Origin of the sequence: Neokomagataea anthophila (assembly GCF_018122595.1) — a bacterium.
Lineage (GTDB): Bacteria > Pseudomonadota > Alphaproteobacteria > Acetobacterales > Acetobacteraceae > Gluconobacter > Gluconobacter anthophilus.
Genome location: NZ_JAGRQH010000006.1, coordinates 63,302 through 84,602 on the forward strand (window position 1 = coordinate 63,302; position 21,301 = coordinate 84,602).

The window sequence follows — 21,301 nt, forward strand, 5'->3', positions numbered from 1 at the left end:
GGGACCGTAGAAGAGGGCGAAGACCCGGGTGACATTGAAGAATTCTCCCGGGTCTTGGCTGTTGTCATTGTTTAGGCAGCCGCTTTGCGGAGCGATGCTGGCAGAGCAGCAAGGCTTTGATCAACAAGTGATGCGGCAGCTTCTGGGTTTGATGCCAGATGTGATGCGACGACATCACGGGCAGCAGAAATAGCAATGGCCGTAGCACGGTCGCGTACTTCACGCAGAGCAGCACGCTCTGCAGCTTCGATACGGTCACGAGCTTGTGTTTCGTAACGTTCAGCAGCGTCTTGAGCGTCCTGACGGGCGCGTTCAGCCACAGCAGCGGCTTCAGCTTCCGAACGGGCGATCATCTGCTTTGTTTCTTCGAGAGTTTTTTCCCGTTCGCGCGTTGCGTCTTCGAGCATTTGCTCGGCTTCGCGGCGCAGGCGGGATGCTTCATCGAGGTCTGCACGGACGCGGTCTGCACGTGCATCAAGCGTTTGCGTGATGACAGCCCAGAGTTTGCGTCCGAAAATCACGAAGAAAAGGACGAAGGCCAGTGCGGTCCAGAAACGTGGTTCGTGGAACATCATGTCCTCCTTCAGGCTTGTGCCCGTGCGATGGCTTCGGAAATAGCCGAACCCTGTGCTGTGCTTGCGTCGGTACCGATCAGGCGACCAACAACGGTTTGAGCCGTGTGGGTTGCGATTTCTGGCAGGCTTGCAAGAGCAGCGTTACGAGATTGGGCGATACGTTCCTCGGCCTGAGCGATCTCGGCCTCTAAACGCGTTGCGGCTGCTTGGGCATGGGCCTCGGCAGTGGCGCGAGCCTCATTTTGGATACGCTCGACATTGGCACGTGCCTGTGCGGCAGCGTCATGACGTGCTTTCTGAAGCTCAGCGCTGGCCGCATCAGCTTCTGCCTTGGCGCGCCGTGCAACGTCCAGATCGTTCTGGATGCGGTTACGGCGGTTTGTCAGAACCCGTTCAACCTTTGGAAGGGCTGAGCGGCTAAGGACGAGGTAGAAGCCAATGAAGATGGCGGCACCCCAGACGACCTGTCCAATGACGAAATGGTCATTGAAGCGGAGCTGGGGCATGCCCGCAGCCACAGCTTGGCCCGGCACGGCCGCCAGCATAGCGGCGAACAGGAAAAAGCGTGGCATGCGGTTCATTGTGACCCTCAGGAGAACAGGATCAGGAATGCGATCAGCAGGGCGAACAGTGCAACAGCTTCTGTCAGTGCGAAGCCGAGCATGCCGAGACCGAACACGTTTGCACGTGATGCAGGGTTGCGGCCGATCGTGCTGACCAGCGTTGAGAAGATGTTGCCGATACCGACGCCGACACCTGCCAGAGCGATAACTGCCAGACCGGCGCCGATTTCACGAGCTGCTTGAACGTCCATGTTAGAGTTTCCTTAGAAGGCGGTTGGAAGAGAAACGAATATGCTGAGGTTATTGTGCGCTAGAATTAGTGCTCAACAGCCTCGCGCAGGTAGATGCAGGTGAGGATCGCGAAGACATATGCCTGCAACAGGCCTACCAGCAACTCAAGAGCCATCAGTGCGATGTTGAACACCACGGGAGCGATGGCAATGACGTGACCTACGACGCCCAGACCAGCAAGCATGATTGTGAAGGAGGCAAAGACCTCAAACAACACGTGACCGGCTACCATGTTGGCAAACAGTCGGATCGACAGGCTGACAGGACGTGACAGGAAGGAGATGATCTCGATCGGGACAATCAATGGTGCCAGCCAGACGGGAACGCCGTCCGGCAGGAAGTGCTTGAAGTAGCCCAAACCTTGGTGGCGCAGAGCGACGACCAGTGACAACAAGAAGACCCCAACTGCTAACGCCAACGTCACAGCAATGTGGCTGGTGTATGTGAAGCAGAAAGGGATAAGACCGAGATAGTTACCCGTCAGAATGAAGAAGAAGAGCGCAAAGATGAACGGGAAAAAAGCTGTTCCCTTTTCACCAATAGTGCTGAGGGCGAGGTCATGGACAAAGTCATATCCAAGTTCAGCCGCAGCTTGTAGACGCCCGGGGACAACCGCTGCAGGGCGCATCCCGATGTAAAGGAAGCCGAGGACCAGTACGACAGCGATGATCATAAAGAGCGGCGACTGCGAAAAATGCAGACTTTCACCGAGCGTACCGAGAACCGGTTTCAGCTCGAATTGTCCGAGCGCGTCAATCGTCGATCCGGCAGCCACGCTGGCTTCTCCCGTTATTAGTGGGGCCTGCCAGGAGGGCTGGCCCATTTAAAACTCGCCAAGCATTTATCATGCCGGCACCACATCCAAGCAGGGCAAAAATCATGATGAACACGACTTTGTACCCCAGCCAACAACCGAGAGCGTACCCGATCGCTACTCCGACGGCTAGACCAGCGGCGAGTTCTGTTCCTAATCGCATGGCAACGCTGAACTCAGAAAGCGTTTTGTTACCATCGGATGAGGAGGATGCACCCGCCTTTTTAGACCGTTTTTTGGGAGAAAGTTTTTCATCCGCGCGGGCAAGCCGTTTGGTGAAGCTTTCTTCCTTTTCGGAAGGACGGTGAACCACGTTAATTGAACCCTCTTAGTCCAGCACGTGTGGTTTTGTCAGGAAGAAGATCTTCCGAACGCTAACCTACGTATCGGGCTTGCTACCGACGACTCCTTGCGGTGTCAATGCGAAGTATCAAACCTGCGTGTTTCAACTGACCAAACGTAGGCGTCTACGGCGGCCTTTTGCTCCGCCCTCGCCATTGTTTTTCTCAATTCCGTGTGCGGCTGTGTCTTGTGTGCCACCGCGGATATCGAGGGGGAGCATAGGGGCGGGGTCCTCTTTCTCTACTGAGAGTTGAGGTGCATCAGGCAAGGGGTGGTTGAGATAGGCTTCTGACAGGGTTCGGAACGCGTAATCCACCATAGAGGATGCATAGCTCATATTCGGGTCACCTTCGACCGTACCGGCAGCCCCAAAGCGTGTGTAAGCGAATCGTTCAACAAAGGCCCCTAAAGGTGCGCCGTGTTGCAGCCCGATACTTACGGCTTGCCCCAGGCATTCCATCAGGCCGCGCGCCATGGCACTTTCGCGCGCAGGTACGAGATTGATTTCGCCGAGTGAGCCGTCATCGAACTCACTGGTGCGCATGAAGAGGCTGTGACCACCAATAGCAGTACGTTGGGTGAAGCCGCGTTGCCGATTCGGCAGGGGACGACGTACACCGCGCTCCAGCTTGGCGCGCATGCGCGCATATTCTGGCTCAGGCAATTCCGGCATGAAATCCGTCAAACCCTGCAGGGCATGATGCATACGTTCATGCGCTTCGGGACTTGTTGGCGGCAAAGGGTTGGTGCCGGAAAGTGCCAACGCTAAAGCGGAGTGAGGTTGTAAGCCGCGGTGTTCCAAACGGTTGAGTGTGGCTTGCCGTAAACGCCCATCTTCGCGGGTGGGAGAAAAGATGGGGGTTAGGCCGCAGGCTTCAACATCCAGTAAACCATCAACAGGGCCTGGGCTGGAAAAGCCGGTTTGGATTGGGGCGAGAGTGAGCGCATCATGATGCGCTGCGGCCTCTGGCAGGGAGCGGGCTGCAAAATCACGCAATCCGCTTAATGGAGAGTCTGGGATAGCGGGGCCGGTGAGTAAGGTGCCTGCCCGGGCAATGGTGGTGGTGAGTGCTGCTAGGGCTTGGGCTGCCGCACGGCCATCATCGCTATCATAATCAAGGCCAATGGCAGCCAAGAAGGCATCCAGATCGGTTAGTAGGATGAGGCCGGCTGGGTCTTTGGGGGCGATTTCTGGAGTATCAAAGAGGGGTAGAGCGCCGCTACGTTCTGATGCCTGATCCCCCTGAAGCCGGCGCAGCGCGTCACAGACAACCGCTAAGGAGGTGACAAAATGCTCTCCGGCGAATGCTCCATCTTCAACAAAGGCGGAGAGACGCAGGACAAAACCGGGTGTTCCCTCAGGATCGCGCTGCCATATGGCAGCATTTGGGGCGATTTGTCGCAGTAATAAGAGGCATGACAATGCCTGCCCGAGGGGAGGCATATTCGCTGGGGTGCCGGGAAGGGGCAGGCATGCATCAACCGTATCAACCCAGCGCGCAGCTTCAGTCGCTAGGCGTACGGGGCCTTCTCCCGGTGCGAGGCACGCAAGCGCTTCCGCAGCGGCATCATCCCATGCGGTGGGGAGAGTGACGGCACGGGTAGCGCTGTCATCAGGATCGGTGGTGACCTGAAGCGTCCTCATCCGGACGCCGGTCCAGTGGAGGCGGGCTGTCATGTAAGGAAGTTTACGCCTCTGTTTGGTGATGGCGAAAGCTGGAAAAAGGGCCTGAAACCCGGAACAATACCCGTAAAGATGGGGATATGGGGGATAACATTTTTCTTGGCCTGCACCATGTACGAGATGTGTGGAATTGGACGGCGAGGCAGGAAGCCGCTAGACGGTAGTGAGATGATTTTTTTGCCCCTGCTCGTAGTGTTGCGACAGGGTTTCTAGGGTGCAGTGTCTATGAATACAGCAGCAACGGGACGTAGTAGCTCTTTGGCGAGTAAAGAGTTTATCACCGGGTGTGGTGTGCTCGTTTTGCTGGTGGTCGTGCTGGTGGTGGCCGTGATGGGTAACCGCTCCAGTGATGATACGGGGTACCCCGTACATGCGGCGTTTAGCCAAATTGATGGATTGGACGTTGGGTCTGATGTCCGTTTGGCTGGTATTACGGTTGGGCATGTAACAGCAGAAACGGTTGATCCAAAAACGTTTCAAGCACAGGTGACGTTTAGTGTTGCGCCTAACGTAAAGCTGCCTGTTGATACGGCGGCTATTATTACGTCAGACAGTTTGTTGGGTGGTAAATATATTGCGCTTTCTCCCGGCGGGTCAGACCATAGTGTTCAGGCGGGCGGCGTTATGACGGAAACGCAGGGCTCTATTAGTCTTGAGCAACTGCTGAGCAAATTTATCTTCTCCGTGACGGATACTCTCCAAAAGGCCAAGAGTGCGGATAAACCTGCGAGTTCTGCTGCGCCGGCGCATGGTGGTTTGTCTGACGAGCCATAAGCGTTCTCATGAGATGGGGCACTGAGCATGATATGGCAGGATAAAGAAGGCGAGCCTCTCTCTTGTGTTGAGAAGTTACGTGTTCTGCGGGAGAATGACGCAGAGTTGCGCCAGGTGCTTCAGGATGCGTTTGAAGACGGAATTCTGATGGGGGCAACTGCAGAGTCTATGCTGCGCTCTTTTCAAGAGGCTTTGCGGGGTTTGAAAGACCCCACAGTGACGTTTGCGGCGAGCGATGAAGGGAAGAGTAGAACATGATTCGGCGTTCGCTGGTCGCTCTGAGTGCGATGACATTAGGCATGATGTGTGCAGCGCATGCGGCTGTTGGGGTGACACCGCCTGCTATGTATGCTCCGCAATTGTGGCAGGGGCGCAGTGAAGCAGTGTTGCATGTGTTGAATCGGCTTGATGCTCACCTTGAAACCATTTCAGTCCCTGTTGGCAGCACTGTGACGTATCGGACGTTGTCCATCGCGGTAGAATCTTGTGTGAGCCGTCCCCCAAGCTTGGCGGCAGATGCCGGGGCATTACTGCATTTACGTGATTCAGGTGATACGACCCGCCCGCCATTTGATGGTTGGATGATGGCGAATGAGCCGGGTATCGCCGTCTATGGTAGTCCGCTTTACGATGTGCGGGTTGTGTCTTGTGGCGGCGTTTCTGTTGCGCCGAATCCGGGGCCACTTCCTGTTCCACCGAAGCCTGTTTTGCCGGGTGGCGATGCGCCAGAGGTTGCCGGGGATGGTGGTGGTGCTCCTGTGCCTCTGGCACCGGATGCGCAGGCGCCTATCCCGTTGGCGCCGCCGGATAATGCAGCCACAAGTTTGGTGCCATCTGCACCGCCTGTGCAGCCCCAACAGAAAGCTGCTCCTTCAGATCTCGCGCCGCCGGAAGCGGTGGATCCGGGTTTGCAGTGATAAGAGTGATGGCGGATATGCGTGTTTGTGTGGTGCGCATATTTGTTTCTTGAGACATTTAGTAAAGCACCCGAAAGGGCCCTTTCATGACGCTTTTCCGTCGGAACCGTCCAGATAATGCGAACCGCGTAGGGTGGCTATTTTTAGCGGCCGGTTTAGTTGCGCTTGGCGTGGCATGGTCTGCAGAACATTGGCTTGGCCTTGTACCGTGCGAGCTCTGTTTGTGGGAACGGTGGCCGTGGCGTGTGCTGAGCGTTATTGGTTTTATTCTGCTGGCGGTGCCGCGCCGTTATGCTCCGCCTGTTGCTTATTTAGGGTTGGCGTGTGTGACCGTGAGTGTCGGTTTGGCGGTCTTACATACGGGGGTTGAGTATCATTGGTGGCCGAGCCCGGCAGCGGAATGCCGTGCGCCGGTTTTCCATGGCGGGGATTTCCGTGCATGGATGGCGAGCTTGCCTCAGCGCCCGAGTAAGCCATGTGATTCCCCAGACTATTTGTTGGGTCTACCTGTCTCAATGACGGAGTGGGGTGGCGTATATGCTTGTGTTGTTGGGGTTTTAGGGTTGTTGGGGACGTCGCGCCTTTTGCGTCAATTGCGCTAGTTCTGCGTGCAACATCGCTGCTGAGATTGTGTAGAGGGGCCTTTCTTTATGGGTGTATTCCATTCTCTGTACCATCAGGGGTTTGCGCGTGTTGCCGCGTGTACATTGCCGGTGACGTTGGCGGATCCAGCGGATAACGCGGAACGCACGGCCGATATTGTGCAGCGTTGTGACCGTGAAGGAGTGGCTGTTGTTGTTTTTCCCGAATTGGGGCTCACGGGATATACGCTGGATGATTTGCGCTTTCAGGATGTAGTTTTGGAGGCGGCGCGGGATGCATTGAAAGCATTTTGTGCGCGTGTTGAGGCTTGTAAAACGGTTGCGGTTTTAGGGCTGCCATGGGTGGTGGGTGAGCGCCTGTATAACGTTGCTGCGGTTGTGCAGCGCGGGCGAGTTCTTGGATTTGTCCCCAAAACGTATTTGCCGCGTTATCGTGAGTTTTATGAGCCACGGCATTTTACGTCTGGTCGTCATGTGTCCACGACGGTGTTGTGGAATGGTGAGGAGGTTCCGTTTGGGGCGGACCTCTTATTCCGGGCGCATGATGTGCCGGATTTGGTGTTCGGCGTAGAAATTTGTGAGGATTTGTGGGTTGCGAACCCGCCAAGTGGCGCGTTGGCGCAGGCCGGGGCGCGTATTATTCTGAATCCTTCGGCTTCACCTGTAACGGTGGGCCGCACGGATGATCGTATGTTGCTGTGCCAGTCTCAATCCATGCGGACTTTAACGGCGTATGTGTATGCGGCCGCTGGGGAAGGGGAATCGACGACTGATCTCGCTTGGGATGGGCAAGTGACGATTCATGAGGCTGGACGTTTACTTGCAGAATCGGAGCGTTTTCCGCAGGGGGAGCGTTTGGTGATGGCGGATGTCGACCTTGCTTTGCTGCGGCAAGAGCGCATGCGGGTTGGACAGTTCGGAGATGGTGCAGAGCGCTTCCGTGTGGTGGAGTTTGCTCTAGAACCTTCACTAGACGATTTAGGCCTTTTACGAACGGTGGAGCGTTTTCCGTTTGTCCCGGATTCGTTTCAGACATTGGCGCGTGATTGTTATGAGGCATGGACGATACAGGTCAGTGCTTTGCGGCGACGTTTGGAAGCGAGTCGTTCAGCCTGTGCGGTGATTGGTGTCTCTGGCGGTTTGGACAGTACGTTGGCGTTGTTGGTGGCTGTACGTGCGGCGGATGAGCTTGGCTGGTCACGAAATCAGGTGCGTGCTTATACGATGCCGGGTTTTGGAACGGGCGTTGAAAGCCTGGGGTATGCGCATCGTTTGATGGCAGCCCTTGGTGTACAGGCGGAGGAGCTGGATATTCGCCCGACGGCGCGCACAATGCTGAGTGGTATTGGCCACCCCTATGCGCGTGGGGAGTCTGTTCATGATGTGACGTTTGAAAATGTTCAGGCGGGTTTGCGGACGGATTTTCTGTTCCGTTTGGCGAATCATCATCATGGGATTGTCGTGGGGACTGGCGACCTATCGGAACTTGCTTTGGGATGGTGCACGTATGGTGTGGGTGATCAGATGGCGCATTACAATGTCAATGCAGGTTTGCCCAAAACGTTGATACAGCATGTGATCCGTTGGATTGCTCGTGAAGGCAAGCTTGGTACGGATCTACCAGAGATTTTGAACACTATTGTCAGTGCAGAAATATCGCCTGAGCTGGTGCCGGATTCTGGGCAAGGGGTACAGAGTACTGAGTCCTTTATCGGGCCCTATGCTTTGCAGGATTTTACGCTGTATTATGTGTTGCGCTACGGGTTTAAGCCGTCACGTATTGCGTTTATGGCGGAGAAGGCTTGGTCAGATCTGGGGGTTGGACAGTGGCCTGTTCATTATCCAGAGGATCAACGTAAGGCGTATACTTTGGCGGATATTCGCCATTGGATGACGGTTTTTATGCGGCGCTTTTTTGCGACGAGTCAGTTCAAGCGTTCTGCGATGCCGAATGGCCCCAAAATTGTTGCGGGTGGTTCATTGTCTCCTCGTGGGGATTGGCGGGCACCATCGGATGGAAATGCACGTATATGGCTTGAGGATATTGAGCAGAATATTCCACAGGCTTAAGGTATGTGTTGGGTCGCTTTTTGCCGCTTTAGCTGTAGCGGTATGATGCAATGAGTGTTTTTGGTGTGGGACTGAGTCTTCGAAGAACCGCAGGCGTTTAACAGCCTGCAGTTCTTGTTCTCTGTGTGATGGACGTATTATTGCCGTTGTTTGGCGGCAGAGACGGAAAGGCGTATCCACGGATGGCGCTGCTGGACGAAGTTCACGATTTTTTCTTTTCGGTTCGTCACTTCGGTTGAAGTATTGGTCATCGCGCCAGCATGGTGGCGATATTCTGCGAGAACGTCTGGAACATGTTTTCCGGCAAAACCGTGTTCTGCAAAGCTGCACCAGAGGTCAAAATCTTCCCAGCCCATAGCGTCGCGGGAGACGTAATATCCTCCCACGGCAGCCCATGCCCATTTTGTGACGAGCGCCATGGCGTCAATTTGGTTTCCGGAGATCAGGGCAAAGGGGTTGTAGCTGAGATTGCTGAGGGAGAGCGGGGTACCGGGTGGTTGTGGGAAATCCGGGTCATAGTCAGCAATGACAGGTCCGTGTTCGTTGAAGCACTCAATGGTAGGATAAGAGAAGGCGGTATCATGCTCCATGGCATCAGCAAGTGTGCTGCATGCATTTGGGCGGAGGCGATTATCAGCATCCAGGTGTAAAATATAGGGCGTTTCGGCGGCATCCATGCCGATATTGCGGGCACCGCCAAGGCCAGCATTCTCACAAGAACGACGCAAGACCAGGCGGTTAAAGCGTGTTGTCTTGCGTTCCATCCACAAACGAATAATTTCTGGTGACCCATCTGTGGAGCCGTCATCGACGACAATCAGATCCAGAAGGTCTTCTGTTTGCTCTTCAACAGATGTGAGGGCCTCCAAAAGGTAGTCTGCATAATTATAAGAGGTGATGACGACAGTAACGCGGGCTTCACCAAGGCAGTCATTGTAGAAGAGTGTTTCACTATCAGGGATGACGGGGAGTTCTGGGCGGCCGCGTAATGCTTCGGCAAAGTGTAGTTCACCGGCGAGGGCTGCTTGGCTTTCGCTCTCCATAGAAAGGATAGCGCGTTTCATGCGGCGTGATTGGGCTACAGGACCGAAGTTATAGAGAACGTCATGGTAAGCATTGCGCGCAAGATTGATGCGCTGGGTGGGGTTTTCGATAAGTGCGATTAAGGCTTCACGCCATTCTTCGATGCTATCCGCAAAAAGGCCGGTTTCACCCTCGCGGACGATGCGGAGGAAAGGCCCTGTGCGCGCTACGATGGATGCGGCCCCGGCGAGCGAGGCTTCTAGGAATTTGACTTCGCTTTTAGCATTGCAAAAGACGTTGTCGGATTCGAGTGGAGCAATAGAAATATCGAATCGTGCAAATTCATAGGAAAGTTCTGATAGAGGAGTCATGTCTCGCCATTCAATTTGATTTGCAACGGCGATAAGTTCAGGAAATTCCTCGATAAGTAGAACTGGTTTTTTATTTTCTTTTTCTTGGAATAGAACGAGTCGAACATTTGGGTAGATGTGTAATATCTCAGCAAGGGCTTTTGAGGCGCGTGCGAAATCACGTTGATGGGTACGTGACCCAGTTGCATAGCCGATTCGAATGATGTCGAGGGAACTTGGCTCTCTGTTCGGTTCCCCGCGGAGGCGAAGGTGGCTACGTGAACGGCTGAGAGTTTCGTTATTATAGACGTTTGGCAGGAGGTGAACATTGGGGCGTAGAGCATGCATCTCTGTTGCGAGTTCTTGGGTTGTGACGGAGCCGTGGTCACAGCGCGCAAGAGTTCTGCGCATCTCAGAGAAAGTTCTTTCTATTTTTTCTTCTGTTGACCCTATAGATCTGATTCCATCAATTATATTTATTCGTGCGTAGTGCGGTACAAATACTATGTCGTCAGTATCAAATACTGTTTTTACGTTTTCTTTTTTGCATAAATCTAATATTGTACTAACATGACCGCTGAATTCTACACGCCATAGAAAAGCGATATCTGCCCATTGAATGTCAGTATATGAAATGGATGCACAGGGGAGTACGCGGGATTCGTATCCCGCATCAATGCAAGCTTGTGCATTGCGGGTACACCTATATTCTGTTCCTGGGGTATTTGGTTCCCCAGATATAAACAATACGCGTAGTTTTTTTATCTCATTTTTGTATTTGTATTCAATTTTTGGATTTTTATTAAAATAATTGAATATTTTTGTTTTGTATTGTTTTTTTATGGTATTTTTAATTGATATTAATTCGCCTTCTTTTGTTTTTATCTGTTCTTTTAATTCTTTTATTTTTTCTTGAAGGTTTTTATTATTTAATTTTTCTGAAAATGATATTGATTGTAATTTTATAAACTCATCATTTATAAATGCGTCGTTTTTTTCTATTATTTTTTTTGTGATTTTGAATTTTTTATTGTCTTCATTATGTATTTCTTCATTAATTATTTTATTTTTTGTGGTGTTTTTGAAGGGTGTGGAATCCATTTTTCGCTCGGTTATTTTGTTTAAGGTGTTGTGTTGTTTTTGACATATTTTTTTTTATTTAAAAGTGTTTTATTCATTCTCTGTGCAAAAGGCAGAAACTCTTGCTCCTGTAATGCTTTTTGTGTATGGCAGTGAGAGTGCCTAATGTGTTGTCTAAGGCGGTAACGCCGTTTGCTTTTGCGAGTATTTAGAGTTGACTTTGACTTTATGTCCGCAAAAGACTGATCGGTGATTGCGTCGTGAGGCAACGTTTGATTATAGTCAGCGTCACTCATTAAAACGGGGTGGTCATTCGGCCGCCAGTGTACGCAATCTTAGTTTTCGAGGAGTACTAAGTTATGGCGGTCGTCACAGTCCAAGGGGCTTCGCAACAAGCCTTTTCAGTCACCGTAGATGGTGCACGTGCTCAGGCACTGGCCAATCAGTATGCAGCAGGTGTTGGCGGTATCTCTGCTGCGAATGGTTCGTCAGTACTAGATCTTGTTCCAGGTTCTACGACGAGCGTGTCTGCGCAGCACGGTCTCGTGTCTGCTGGTGGTAATTACAGCATCGGTGGCTCACTTTCTAACATTACGGTTGGCTCCTATGGTCCAACAGATACGTTGAACTCAGCCGTTACGATCGATTTGACGAAAAGCACAGCATCTGGCGTCAATATTTTGGCTGGTGACTGGGCTGGAGCAACGGTTCTCGCCGGTAGCCAGAGTGGTATCTTCGTTGGCGGTATTGGGAACAACGTGTTCTCAGGCGCAAGCGCAAGCGGCAACTGGAACATTGCTACGGGTTCAGGCAATGACACCATTAACGCCACAAATGGTAACAACACCATTGCTGATGGCGTTGGGAACAACCTGATTACGCTGGGTAGCGGTGTAAACTCGGTTTTGTCCGAAGGTCAGGATACGATCACGGGTACATCTGGCACCAATACGGTTACGCTGATCGGTGGTAGCTCTCAGGTTTCTCTGGGTGCAAACAGCACCATCATTGATGGTGCAAGCAACAATAACGTTACGTTCGGTACCAACAGCTATGTAGCAGCAGGCAGCGCGAGCTCCTACTTCTCAACAGGCAGCGTTTCAACGGTTGTCGGTGGCTTGGGTGATACGGTTTCCGCGACGGGTAACCTGCAGGTTGTACGTGGTACAGCTAACAACATCAGCGTTTCTGGCGCTCTGTCCTTCCTGAACGGTACGGGCAGCACGACGATCTCTGCTGGTACGTCAACGATCTTCGGTGCAGGCGCTCTGAATGCACAGTTGACCGGTTCCGGAACGAGCCTGTTCATCGGTAACGAAGGCAACGAAACGATCTCTGCTGCGAGCACCACGGGCGTTCTGCATGCCTTTGCTGGTACGGGCAATGAGACGCTTATCGGTGGCAACGGTGCGGATACGCTGGTTGGTGGTACGGGTAACGCAACGCTGACCGGTGGTACGGGTGCTGCTAACTTGTTTGCTCTGAACAAGGGTAGCGCTGGTGGTAACTACACCATCACTGACTTTGGTAGCGCAGCTGGTAACCTTATGGCTCTGTACCAGTATGGTCTGCAGAACAATAACGGCCTGCAGAGCGTTCTTCAGAATGCTACGGTTGCTGGTGGCAACACCACAATTCAGCTGAGTGACAGCTCTAAGATCACGTTTGTTGGCGTGACAAACCTGAAGGCAAGCAACTTTACACTGAGCTAATATTCCAGCTTAGGTGATGCTTCATGAGAAAGCCCGGTCTTGTGCCGGGCTTTTTCTTTGCTCGGTGGTGTAAGGTGGTACTAGGCATTGACGCGGATTTTTCAAACACGAGCTATAGAAAACGGGTCTCAGAGTGAGGCGGAAGAAGATAGAGCGTATTTTTCAAGCTCTATACGTTTGCAAGGGCGGCGGTTTGATGACCTTATCAATGAGCGTGACCGCTTAAGGTTAGAGTTAGCGCAGCTTCGTGCATCACGCTCGTGGAAAATCACGTTTCCGATACGTTGTGTGAGTGGCTTACGGCATGGGCGTTTTCCAAATGGTAAAACTCTCCGCGAGTATGGGGATGAATTTTTTTCTCTTAAAAGCCGCCAGAAAATTGAATACATATTTGATAAATTAATAAATTTAACGCGTCGAAAAAAAGAGATAATTTGTAGAGGTGGTATTGATTGGAATTCTAATCAAAGAATAGTTTCTAAATTATCGCCGTTATTTTTGATAATATCTGAGCTCGCTATTGTTCAATGTGCGAAATATCGAGTTTGGCAGAAAAAAGATATTCTTGAACGTTTGGGGTGGCGGGTTGAGGTTGTTGATTGGCGCGATCAAGCCAAGGTGATGTCTGCACTTCAGGTCTGTACGCGTGTGATTTTTTACCGTGTTCCGGGGTTTGATGCGGTTCTGGCACAGATTGCTGAAGCGCATCGATTAGCGTTGTCGCCACGATGGGAAGTTGATGATCTTATTTTTGATCTTCAGGAATATAGACAGAATGGGAATGTAGAAACGCTCCCCAAGGCAGAGCAAGATTTACTGTTTTTTGGGGTAGGTCTTTTTCGCAAGGCGATGCTGGCGTGCGGTGAAGGGTTGGCGTCCACAGAAGCATTGGCGCAAGCCATGCGTGATGCAGGGCTTCGTAATGTCGGGCTTATTGAGAATGCATTAGACCTTGATACGCTGAACATTGTTCAGGCTTTGCCCCCGAAGAAAAAACGGGATGATTCTGAGGCTGTCTGGGTGTGTTATGGCTCAGGCACCAATACGCATGATGCAGATTTTCGCCAAGCGGAGCAGGGCCTGCTTGCGGCGATGGAGCGTGATGAACGCTTGTGTTTGCGCGTTGTCGGGCCTGTTCAGATCTCGCAGAGTTTTGAGCGGTTTGGTGCTCGTATTGAACGATTACCGATGCGCCCTTATGCAGAATATCTGAATGTTTTATCAATGAGCGATATTAGTATCGCGCCGTTGCAAGAAACACTTTTCAATGACTGCAAAAGCAATATTAAATTTGTTGAGGCCTCTATTGTAGAGGTTGCGAGTATTTGTTCGCCGCGTGGCCCATTTCGTTCCGTTATAGTGTCGGGCGAGAATGGTATTTTAGCGGTGACGGATGATGAGTGGTGTCAGGCGTTTTTACGTCTCGCTGAGGACGGAGCTTGGCGCAGTGCTTTGGCGCAACGTGCTAAGCAGGATGTGTTGGCGCGCTACCATCCAGATAAGGTAGCAGAGTGTCAGGTCAAGCCGCTCTATGGTGTGCCGTCCGTGCTGGAGCGTCAGGCTTTACGCGTTTTGGCGGTGAATGTTTATTATAAGCCGTATTCTTTTGGTGGCGCGACTATTGTGGCGGAAGAGTTGGTCCGGGGACTGAAGGCCCGAGGGGTGGACGTTTCAGTCGTGACGTCTCGACCGGATGAGGCAGGGCGATCACCGGGAAGTTTGCGCTATACCGTCGATGACGTGCCTGTTTTGGCGATGACAATTCCGGAAACCAGTGATCGTTTTGGTTGGATTGATAATCCGTCGAATGCACCGCATTTTGAAGCGTGGTTAGAAGCGTTTAAGCCAGATGTAGTGCATATTCATTCTGTGCAGGGTTTGGGCTTGTCTTTACTCCGTGCCTGTGAGGTGCATGGTGTTCCGTATGTGGTGACATTGCACGATGCATGGTGGCTGTGTGAGCGCCAGTTCATGGTTAAAGCAGATGGCCAGTATTGCTTCCAGACGGATATTGATTTGGATGTATGCCGTAAGTGTCAGTCTGACACAGTGTATTTGGCAGATCGTCAGCGGCTGATGATGCACGCTTTGGAGCGGGCGTCTTTGCTGCTTTGTCCTTCTGAGATGCAGCGGCAGTTGTATATTGCGAATGGGATTTCGGCCGATCGGATTGTGGTTAATCGCAATGGTTTTGCGTGGCCGCAACGTCCGCGCAAAATGCGTCGCCCGGGTGAAGGGGTGCGTTTTGCATATGTTGGAGGTACGGAAGATATTAAGGGGTATAAGCTGCTGAAGAAGGCGGCTGAGGGGATTGATGTTGGCGGGTGGAGCCTGACACTGGTCGATAACAAGCGGAATCTTGGTTATCAGTCGATCCGTGATGATGAATGGACGATACGTGGAACGCTGAAGGTTGTGCCGGGATATGCTCAGTCGGAGTTGGACGCGTTTTATGATGAGGTGGATGTGTTGTTGTTCCCCTCTCAATGGAAAGAGAGTTATGGCCTGACCGTGCGTGAAGCATTGGCGCGGGATGTATGGGTTGTGACGACGGCGCCGGGTGGGCAGTCGGAAGACGTTGTTGAAGGCGTGAATGGGACTTATTTGCCCATTGATGGGCGGTCAGAGTCGTTGGCTGCGGCCATGCGTATGTTGATGGCGGAACCTTCACGCTTTGATGAGTATGTTAACCCGTTGAAAGAGACTTTGTGTACGTTTGAAGCCCAAAGTGATGACTTGTTAGAGCATCTGACGCGTGTTTCTGGGCGGTAAGCGCTTTGAATGAACGATCGGTTTACTGTGTGAATGAGGGTGACTGGTCGTTTGTATGTTTAAGATAGTATGAGGTGGCGCAAGGCCTGCCAGCGGTTTTGGCTGGCGAGGACTTGGACAGCACGAGCACGTAGCCGGGGGCGAGGCGCTGTGATCCGGCGCGGTGTGTTGTTGAGGTAGTGCTCAATCCACTCAGGTGCAAAGAAGCCAGGTTGAGGCTTAGATGCTTGGGCAAGGTAGGTGCGCCATTTATGTGCATCGGCGATACCGCTGGGATTATCGCGCAGGAGTTCGGTTTTAATGAAGGGAGCGTGTCCTGAAAGCAGGACATTGCGCCAGTCTGTATGCATCGGGTTGGCCGCGAGTAATTTGGCAAGGCCGCGTTGGCTCGACCAGCATGCCGCTAGGTTCCATCCTGCATGACGCATAGCGAGGCCAAGGCCTAACTCACCATGTAAAACGATCTCGTCTTTGCTCATGCTGTGAAAGGGTTGTGTAAAGATGCGTTGGAGCGCGGGATGTTTGAAGGCGTCTCGGCTTATGGTGAGAAACCATGATTGCAGGTGTTGGGTTACCGCTTCAGAGCGCACCATGCCCCAGACAGGCAGGGATTTTTTACGCATGGTTTCGATGATGGGGGGAAGGGGCTGAATGGCGCCAAAGACGCTGTCATTAGCGAGAAGAATTTCAGAGGCGTGCTGTACGCAGCCTGTGTTTATCAGATCTTGCCAAGCGCCAAAATCGAGGCCCCGATTGAGGCGTGGGTACAGCCGTGCAGGAATGGGAGTAGGCCCTTGTGCAAAGCTTTCTTGAAGGGTGATGAGGCCCGGATCATCATGTGGTTGAAGACTAGAAACCGCAATGTGAATCTCAAACCCAGCTTGGTGGATGTTGTGTAGGAGGTGGCGGGTATGCGGCGCTAAGGTTGGGGAGAGGTCAAAATAAGCAAATAGGCAGACAGGACGGAGCATAAGACCCACAAGGTTGGAGCGGTGCGTCTGCCTATAACAGCGAAGGTGTGTAGTGGTGGCAAGCCTGATCGTGGATCAGGCTGTGCCAATGGCTGTTTTGATGAGGCTTTCTTGTTGCCATGTATGCAATTGAGCCAGTCCTGTTGCCGGGGAGGCTGCGCTGGCACGGCCGATATAGACGGGGCGTTGAACGGGAAGCTTCATTTCTGTGAGCACGCGTTCAATGCGGCGGTCAACGAAATGCCATGCCCCATTATTTTGGGGTTCTTCTTGGCACCAGAGGACCTCTTGCGCATTCGGGTAGCGGGTGAGTTCCTGTTGTAACTCACGGCCGGGGAACGGGTAGAGTTGCTCTAAGCGGATGAGGGCGACATTGTCTTTTTGTGCGCTCCGGCGTTCGGCCAAGAGGTCATAAAAAACTTTACCTGTGCAAAGGATGATCTTTGTCGCGTCCGCGTTATAGTCAGGGTCTGGGAGGACGGGGTGAAAGCGGGTTTGTGGGCCCATATCTTCCAATGGGGACACGGTTTCTTTGTGGCGTAGGAGCGATTTTGGGGTGAATACCACCAAGGGCTTGCGGCACCGCCGGGCGATTTGTCGGCGCAAGGCGTGGAAGTAGTTCGCGGGGGTGGAGATATTGCAGACGCGCAGATTATTCTCGGCGCAGAGCTGCAAAATACGTTCGGGTCGTGCTGATGAGTGCTCTGGACCACCACCTTCATAGCCATGCGGTAGCAGGAGTACGAGACCAGAGGTCCGCAGCCACTTTGTCTCCCCTGAGGCAATGAACTGATCTAGAATAATTTGAGCGCCGTTTACGAAGTCCCCAAACTGCGCTTCCCATACGACGAGTGCGTCTGGGTTGCCGAGGGAGTAGCCATATTCAAAGCCTAGAACCGCGTATTCCGAGAGGGGTGAGTTCCAAAAATGGAGCGGTGCTTGGTGGGGAGCCAGATTAGCGAGAGGTGTTTCCTCTCGTCCGGTTTCTTGGTCGATCAAGACAGCATGGCGCTGGGAGAAGGTACCACGGCGGCTATCTTGCCCGGAAAGGCGTACAGGGTGCCCGTCCATAGAGAGCGTACCAAAAGCCAGAGCTTCACAGCTTGCCCAGTCGAGTGGTTTGCCTGCAGCGATAGCATCTCCGCGTGCAAGGATTTGCCGGGCAAGGCGTGGGTGGATCGTTAGGCCTTCAGGAATTGTGGATAATCCATCAGCGGCAAGACGTAAGCGCTTTAGGGGGACGCCGGTCATGGGTTGGATGCGTTCGGGCTCATCCTCAAGGCGTGTGGGGTTTTGTGGTGTATCAAGCCATTCCGTAGGGTCGGGGCGATAATCTGGAGCGGCGCTATAAGCGGTTTCGAGGATGCTTTGCGCGTTATTCCAAAGTGTTTCGATGTGCGCTTCTGACATGATGCCGCGTTGGATGAGTGAATCGGCATAGAGACGACGCACAGAGGAGCGGGCGCGGATAGCACGCACCATGGTGGGTTGTGTGAAAGCGGGTTCGTCCGTTTCGTTATGGCCGAAGCGGCGATAGCACACGATGTCGAGGACAATGTCAGACTGGAAGGCTTTACGCCATTCATAGGCGAGTGCGGCTGCGCGGAACACGGCTTCTGGATCATCACCATTGACGTGCAGGATGGGTGCTTCGATGGACTTGGCAATATCGGTGCCGCGTGTACCGGAGAAGCCATCTTCAGGGACGGTGGTGAAGCCGATCTGGTTATTGATGATCAGATGGATGGTGCCGCCCGTCCGGTAGCCAGCGAGTTGAGAGAGCATGAGTGTTTCATACACCACACCTTGGCCGGCAAAGGCCGCATCCCCATGCACAAGTACGCCAAGGTGCTTATCACCGCGTGTTGTGCTGTGGCGGTGGTGGTGTCGTGGGTTGGTATTTTGGTCTTGATCCGCGCGAATACGCCCTAAAACAACCGGGTTAATGGCTTCAAGATGAGAAGGGTTTGGCAGGAGAGACACACGAATATCGTGGCCCTGCCGTGTGATGGTTGTGGCGGTGCCAAGGTGATATTTTACGTCCCCTGAGCCATCAATGTCTTCGGGTTTGAAAGAGCCACCACGGAATTCATTGAAGATGGCTTCAAAAGGCTTCCGTAGAACATTGGCCATGACATTGAGCCGCCCGCGATGCGGCATACCGATGGACATGGAGTCTGTTTGATCATCAGCCGCATGCTCAAGGATAGCGCGTAGGGCAACGACGAGGCTTTCTCCGCCTTCTAAGCCGAAGCGGCGCATGGCTTTAAAGCGTTTTTGGCAGAAGGTTTCAAAGCCTTCTGCGGCGGTCAGTGCAGAGAGAATGAACTCGGTGGCGGGTGTAGTGGGCTGTGGTTGCTCAAACCGTTCAATCCACCATTGGCGTTTATCCGGGTCTTGGATATGCATGAACTCAACGGCGAGCGTACCACAATAAGCGCGCTGAAGGGCGGCACGTAGGGTTGGGTTTGCCCCTTCTGGGGTGAGTTCTGCAGGGGGACGATGATTGGTCAGGCCAAGCGGGTCGAGTTGTGCCATGACATGCCCGCGTTGGCGGTAGGCCGCGCGCAGGGCATCATCATGGCTGGTGCTGACGGTATTGTGTGTGGTCGTACTGGAGGAGACAGGAAGGCCGAGGCCCAATGTGCTGAAGAGGTCCGCAAAGGTTGGGTCAACCGTATGTGGGTCTTCTAACCATTGTTCATGGAGGGCCGTCAGATAGGCTAGATTGGCGCTGCTGATGGCGTCCTGATCGTCGCCCATGGGAAATCTCCTGTCGTTTTAGCTGTGCAAACTAACGTATTTTTACGGTCCGTGAAACCGTAAGGTCACACATGGGAATGTGAGGGTTGCATGGGAAGCTCTTGCCACTGATGGGGTGTGGGGGTAGCGTCATGCGCGCTATGACCAGTGTTCCGCTCAATTATGAAGCCCTGAAGCGTGTGCCCGTTGCGGAGAAGCCTTTCCCGCATGCTGTGGTGCCTCATTTCATCGGCAATGATGATCTTGCAGCGCTTGTGAAAGAGCTGCCGCCGATGGCGTCAGGGGGCTCTTTCCCGCCGGAAGCCTTGTCGTTAACGCCGCGTGTGCAGGCGTTGATTGCTGCGTTGGAGGGGCCAGAATTGAAAGCTCTGGTGGCAGAGAAATTTGCCATTGATGTGGCTGATGCTCCGTCCATGCTGACCATGCGCGGGCGGACGCGTGAGAAGGATGGCCGGATCCATTGTGATTCGACGGCGAAGTTGGTGACAATTTTGCTGTATCTGAACCCACGGAGTGAAGATTGGTCATCTCATGAAGGGTGTCTGCGCCTTTTGAAGGGGCCAGATGATATTGAAGATTATGATGTTGAAGTAACGCCTGCGGAAGGTACATTGGTGATCTTCCCGAATGGTCCGACGGCTTGGCATGGACATCGCCAGTTTGTTGGTACGCGTTATTCGATACAGCTCAATTATATGGCGGCGAGCAAGAAGGCTCGTTATGAGTTGAGGCGTCATCGCCTTTCGTCATTGGTCAAGCGTCTGCCGCTTGTCGGTTAATTAGGGCAGGAACGGATTAAAGATTATGGGTTATCGGGTTGCGGTTGTTGGTGCCACGGGCGCGGTTGGTCGTGAGATTCTGAAGATTCTGGCGGAGCGTGACTTTCCGGTGGACGAGATTGCCGCTCTGGCATCACCGCGTTCCGCTGGGCGTGAGGTTTCGTTTGGTGATAAAAAGGTTCTGAAGGTTCAGAACCTTGAAACCTTTGATTTTAAGGGCTGGGATATTGCTTTGTTCTCCCCCGGAGCAAAGGTATCTTCTGTTCATGCGCCGCGTGCGGCGGCTGCGGGCTGTGTGGTAATTGATAATACGTCCCATTTCCGTATGGAGCCGGGTATTCCGCTGGTTGTGCCGGAAGTGAATGCGAAGGCTCTGCGGAAAGCGCGCAAGAATATTATTGCCAACCCGAACTGTTCAACGGCGCAGATGGTTGTGGCGTTGAAGCCTCTGCATGATCTGTTTGGAATTAAGCGTCTTGTGGTGTCCACTTACCAAGCCGTGTCCGGTGCGGGTAAGGATGGCATGGATGAGCTCTTTACGCAGACAAAGGGTTCTTTCGTAAGCGATCCGCCGACAGTGGCACAGTTTACGAAGCAAATTGCGTTTAACGTGATTCCGCATATTGATCGCTTTATGGATGACGGTTCCACGAAAGAAGAGTGGAAGATGGCCGTTGAAACGCGCAAGATTTTGGACCCAGATATTAAAGTTCTGGCGACGTGTGTGCGTGTTCCTGTCTTTATTGGTCACTCTGAAGCGATCAGCATTGAGTGTGAAAAGCCGGTTGATCTGCGTGCTGCGCGTGAGGCTTTGCGTAAAGCTCCGGGCGTTATTCTGCGTGATGTGCGTGAGGACGGCGGTTATGTCACGCCGTTGGAGTGTGTGGGTGAAGATGCCACCTATGTTTCACGTTTGCGCATTGACCCAACGGTAGAGAATGGCTTGGCCTTGTGGTGTGTGTCGGACAATTTGCGTAAGGGTGCGGCACTGAACTCTGTGCAAATTGCTGAGAGTTTGGTGGAGCAAGAGTTGCTGGGTGGTGTTTTAACGGCTCCACTACCGCCAGAAGAAGACGATGAAGATGGTGATGATGACGCTTAAAATGCCCTGAGGTATTGCGTCATGAGTGTAAGAAAACCCGGCTTTGTCCGGGTTTTTTTTATGCTTAAATTAAGCATCTGTTTACCTTTCGCGTGCACAGTGAGGCTAGGACGAATG

The 21,301-nt window shown here is 52.8% G+C and carries 18 protein-coding genes; 9 read left to right on the forward strand and 9 right to left on the reverse strand.

Annotation, left to right across the window (positions count from 1 at the left end):
• Positions 1–71 precede the first annotated feature (71 nt).
• From KB213_RS09150 to KB213_RS09175, 6 genes are all read right to left on the reverse strand, one after another.
• On the reverse strand, positions 72–572 hold the full coding sequence (locus KB213_RS09150; RefSeq protein ID WP_211682490.1) for a F0F1 ATP synthase subunit B family protein: 501 nt from the start codon (positions 570–572) through the stop codon (positions 72–74).
• Between the two features lie 11 nt (positions 573–583).
• Positions 584–1,156, reverse strand: a complete 573-nt coding sequence (locus tag KB213_RS09155) for a F0F1 ATP synthase subunit B family protein (protein ID WP_068171960.1) — start codon at positions 1,154–1,156, stop codon at positions 584–586.
• An 8-nt stretch (positions 1,157–1,164) separates the two neighbouring features.
• On the reverse strand, positions 1,165–1,389 hold the full coding sequence (locus KB213_RS09160; protein WP_068171963.1) for an ATP synthase subunit C family protein: 225 nt from the start codon (positions 1,387–1,389) through the stop codon (positions 1,165–1,167).
• 65 nt (positions 1,390–1,454) lie between these two features.
• Positions 1,455–2,204: a F0F1 ATP synthase subunit A gene (locus tag KB213_RS09165; protein ID WP_211682408.1), complete on the reverse strand. Its 750-nt coding sequence runs from the start codon at positions 2,202–2,204 to the stop codon at positions 1,455–1,457.
• Positions 2,182–2,556, reverse strand: a complete 375-nt coding sequence (locus tag KB213_RS13110; protein WP_211682410.1) for an AtpZ/AtpI family protein — start codon at positions 2,554–2,556, stop codon at positions 2,182–2,184. The genes KB213_RS09165 and KB213_RS13110 overlap by 23 nt, the downstream gene beginning before the upstream one ends.
• A 132-nt stretch (positions 2,557–2,688) precedes the next feature.
• The gene (locus KB213_RS09175; protein ID WP_211682412.1) at positions 2,689–4,263 is read right to left on the reverse strand and encodes a TSCPD domain-containing protein; all 1,575 of its coding nucleotides are present in this window, start codon (positions 4,261–4,263) and stop codon (positions 2,689–2,691) included.
• Positions 4,264–4,488: 225 nt separating this feature from the next.
• Between KB213_RS09175 and mlaD the strand changes: the two genes are divergently transcribed.
• From mlaD to KB213_RS09200, 5 genes are all read left to right on the forward strand, one after another.
• Positions 4,489–5,043, forward strand: coding sequence for an outer membrane lipid asymmetry maintenance protein MlaD (gene mlaD, locus KB213_RS09180; protein WP_408903737.1), 555 nt, complete (start codon positions 4,489–4,491; stop codon positions 5,041–5,043).
• A gap of 27 nt (positions 5,044–5,070) precedes the next feature.
• Positions 5,071–5,301 carry a hypothetical protein gene (locus KB213_RS09185; RefSeq protein WP_211682416.1) on the forward strand — a complete coding sequence of 77 codons (231 nt, stop codon included), beginning with the start codon at positions 5,071–5,073 and terminating at the stop codon, positions 5,299–5,301.
• Positions 5,298–5,960, forward strand: a complete 663-nt coding sequence (locus tag KB213_RS09190; RefSeq protein WP_211682418.1) for a DUF2155 domain-containing protein — start codon at positions 5,298–5,300, stop codon at positions 5,958–5,960. Before KB213_RS09185 ends, KB213_RS09190 begins: the two co-directional genes overlap by 4 nt.
• A gap of 86 nt (positions 5,961–6,046) precedes the next feature.
• Positions 6,047–6,562 (forward strand): disulfide bond formation protein B, encoded by a 516-nt coding sequence (locus KB213_RS09195; RefSeq protein WP_211682420.1) that lies wholly within the window; start codon positions 6,047–6,049, stop codon positions 6,560–6,562.
• Positions 6,563–6,610: 48 nt separating this feature from the next.
• Positions 6,611–8,632: an NAD(+) synthase gene (locus KB213_RS09200; RefSeq protein WP_211682423.1), complete on the forward strand. Its 2,022-nt coding sequence runs from the start codon at positions 6,611–6,613 to the stop codon at positions 8,630–8,632.
• A 137-nt stretch (positions 8,633–8,769) separates the two neighbouring features.
• Here the strand turns inward: KB213_RS09200 and KB213_RS09205 are convergent, their stop codons facing one another.
• Positions 8,770–11,106 (reverse strand): glycosyltransferase, encoded by a 2,337-nt coding sequence (locus KB213_RS09205; RefSeq protein ID WP_211682425.1) that lies wholly within the window; start codon positions 11,104–11,106, stop codon positions 8,770–8,772.
• Positions 11,107–11,444: 338 nt separating this feature from the next.
• On the opposite strand from KB213_RS09205, the gene KB213_RS09210 reads away from it, so the two are divergent.
• Both KB213_RS09210 and KB213_RS09215 read left to right on the forward strand, forming a co-directional pair.
• Entirely contained in the window at positions 11,445–12,797 is a 1,353-nt protein-coding gene (locus KB213_RS09210; RefSeq protein WP_211682427.1) for a beta strand repeat-containing protein, read from the forward strand.
• A 498-nt stretch (positions 12,798–13,295) separates the two neighbouring features.
• On the forward strand, positions 13,296–15,569 hold the full coding sequence (locus KB213_RS09215) for a glycosyltransferase (protein WP_249110441.1): 2,274 nt from the start codon (positions 13,296–13,298) through the stop codon (positions 15,567–15,569).
• Between the two features lie 59 nt (positions 15,570–15,628).
• Here KB213_RS09215 and KB213_RS09220 read toward each other — a convergent pair whose 3' ends face one another.
• Together KB213_RS09220 and KB213_RS09225 are read right to left on the reverse strand one after the other, a co-directional pair.
• On the reverse strand, positions 15,629–16,540 hold the full coding sequence (locus tag KB213_RS09220) for a rhamnan synthesis F family protein (protein ID WP_211682431.1): 912 nt from the start codon (positions 16,538–16,540) through the stop codon (positions 15,629–15,631).
• Between the two features lie 75 nt (positions 16,541–16,615).
• Entirely contained in the window at positions 16,616–19,303 is a 2,688-nt protein-coding gene (locus tag KB213_RS09225) for a 2-oxoglutarate dehydrogenase E1 component (protein ID WP_211682433.1), read from the reverse strand.
• A 131-nt stretch (positions 19,304–19,434) separates the two neighbouring features.
• On the opposite strand from KB213_RS09225, the gene KB213_RS09230 reads away from it, so the two are divergent.
• A complete protein-coding gene (locus KB213_RS09230; RefSeq protein ID WP_408903738.1) occupies positions 19,435–20,082 on the forward strand; it encodes a 2OG-Fe(II) oxygenase family protein in 648 nt (215 codons plus the stop codon).
• Positions 20,083–20,107: 25 nt separating this feature from the next.
• The gene (locus KB213_RS09235; protein ID WP_211682435.1) at positions 20,108–21,184 is read left to right on the forward strand and encodes an aspartate-semialdehyde dehydrogenase; all 1,077 of its coding nucleotides are present in this window, start codon (positions 20,108–20,110) and stop codon (positions 21,182–21,184) included.
• Positions 21,185–21,301 lie beyond the last annotated feature (117 nt).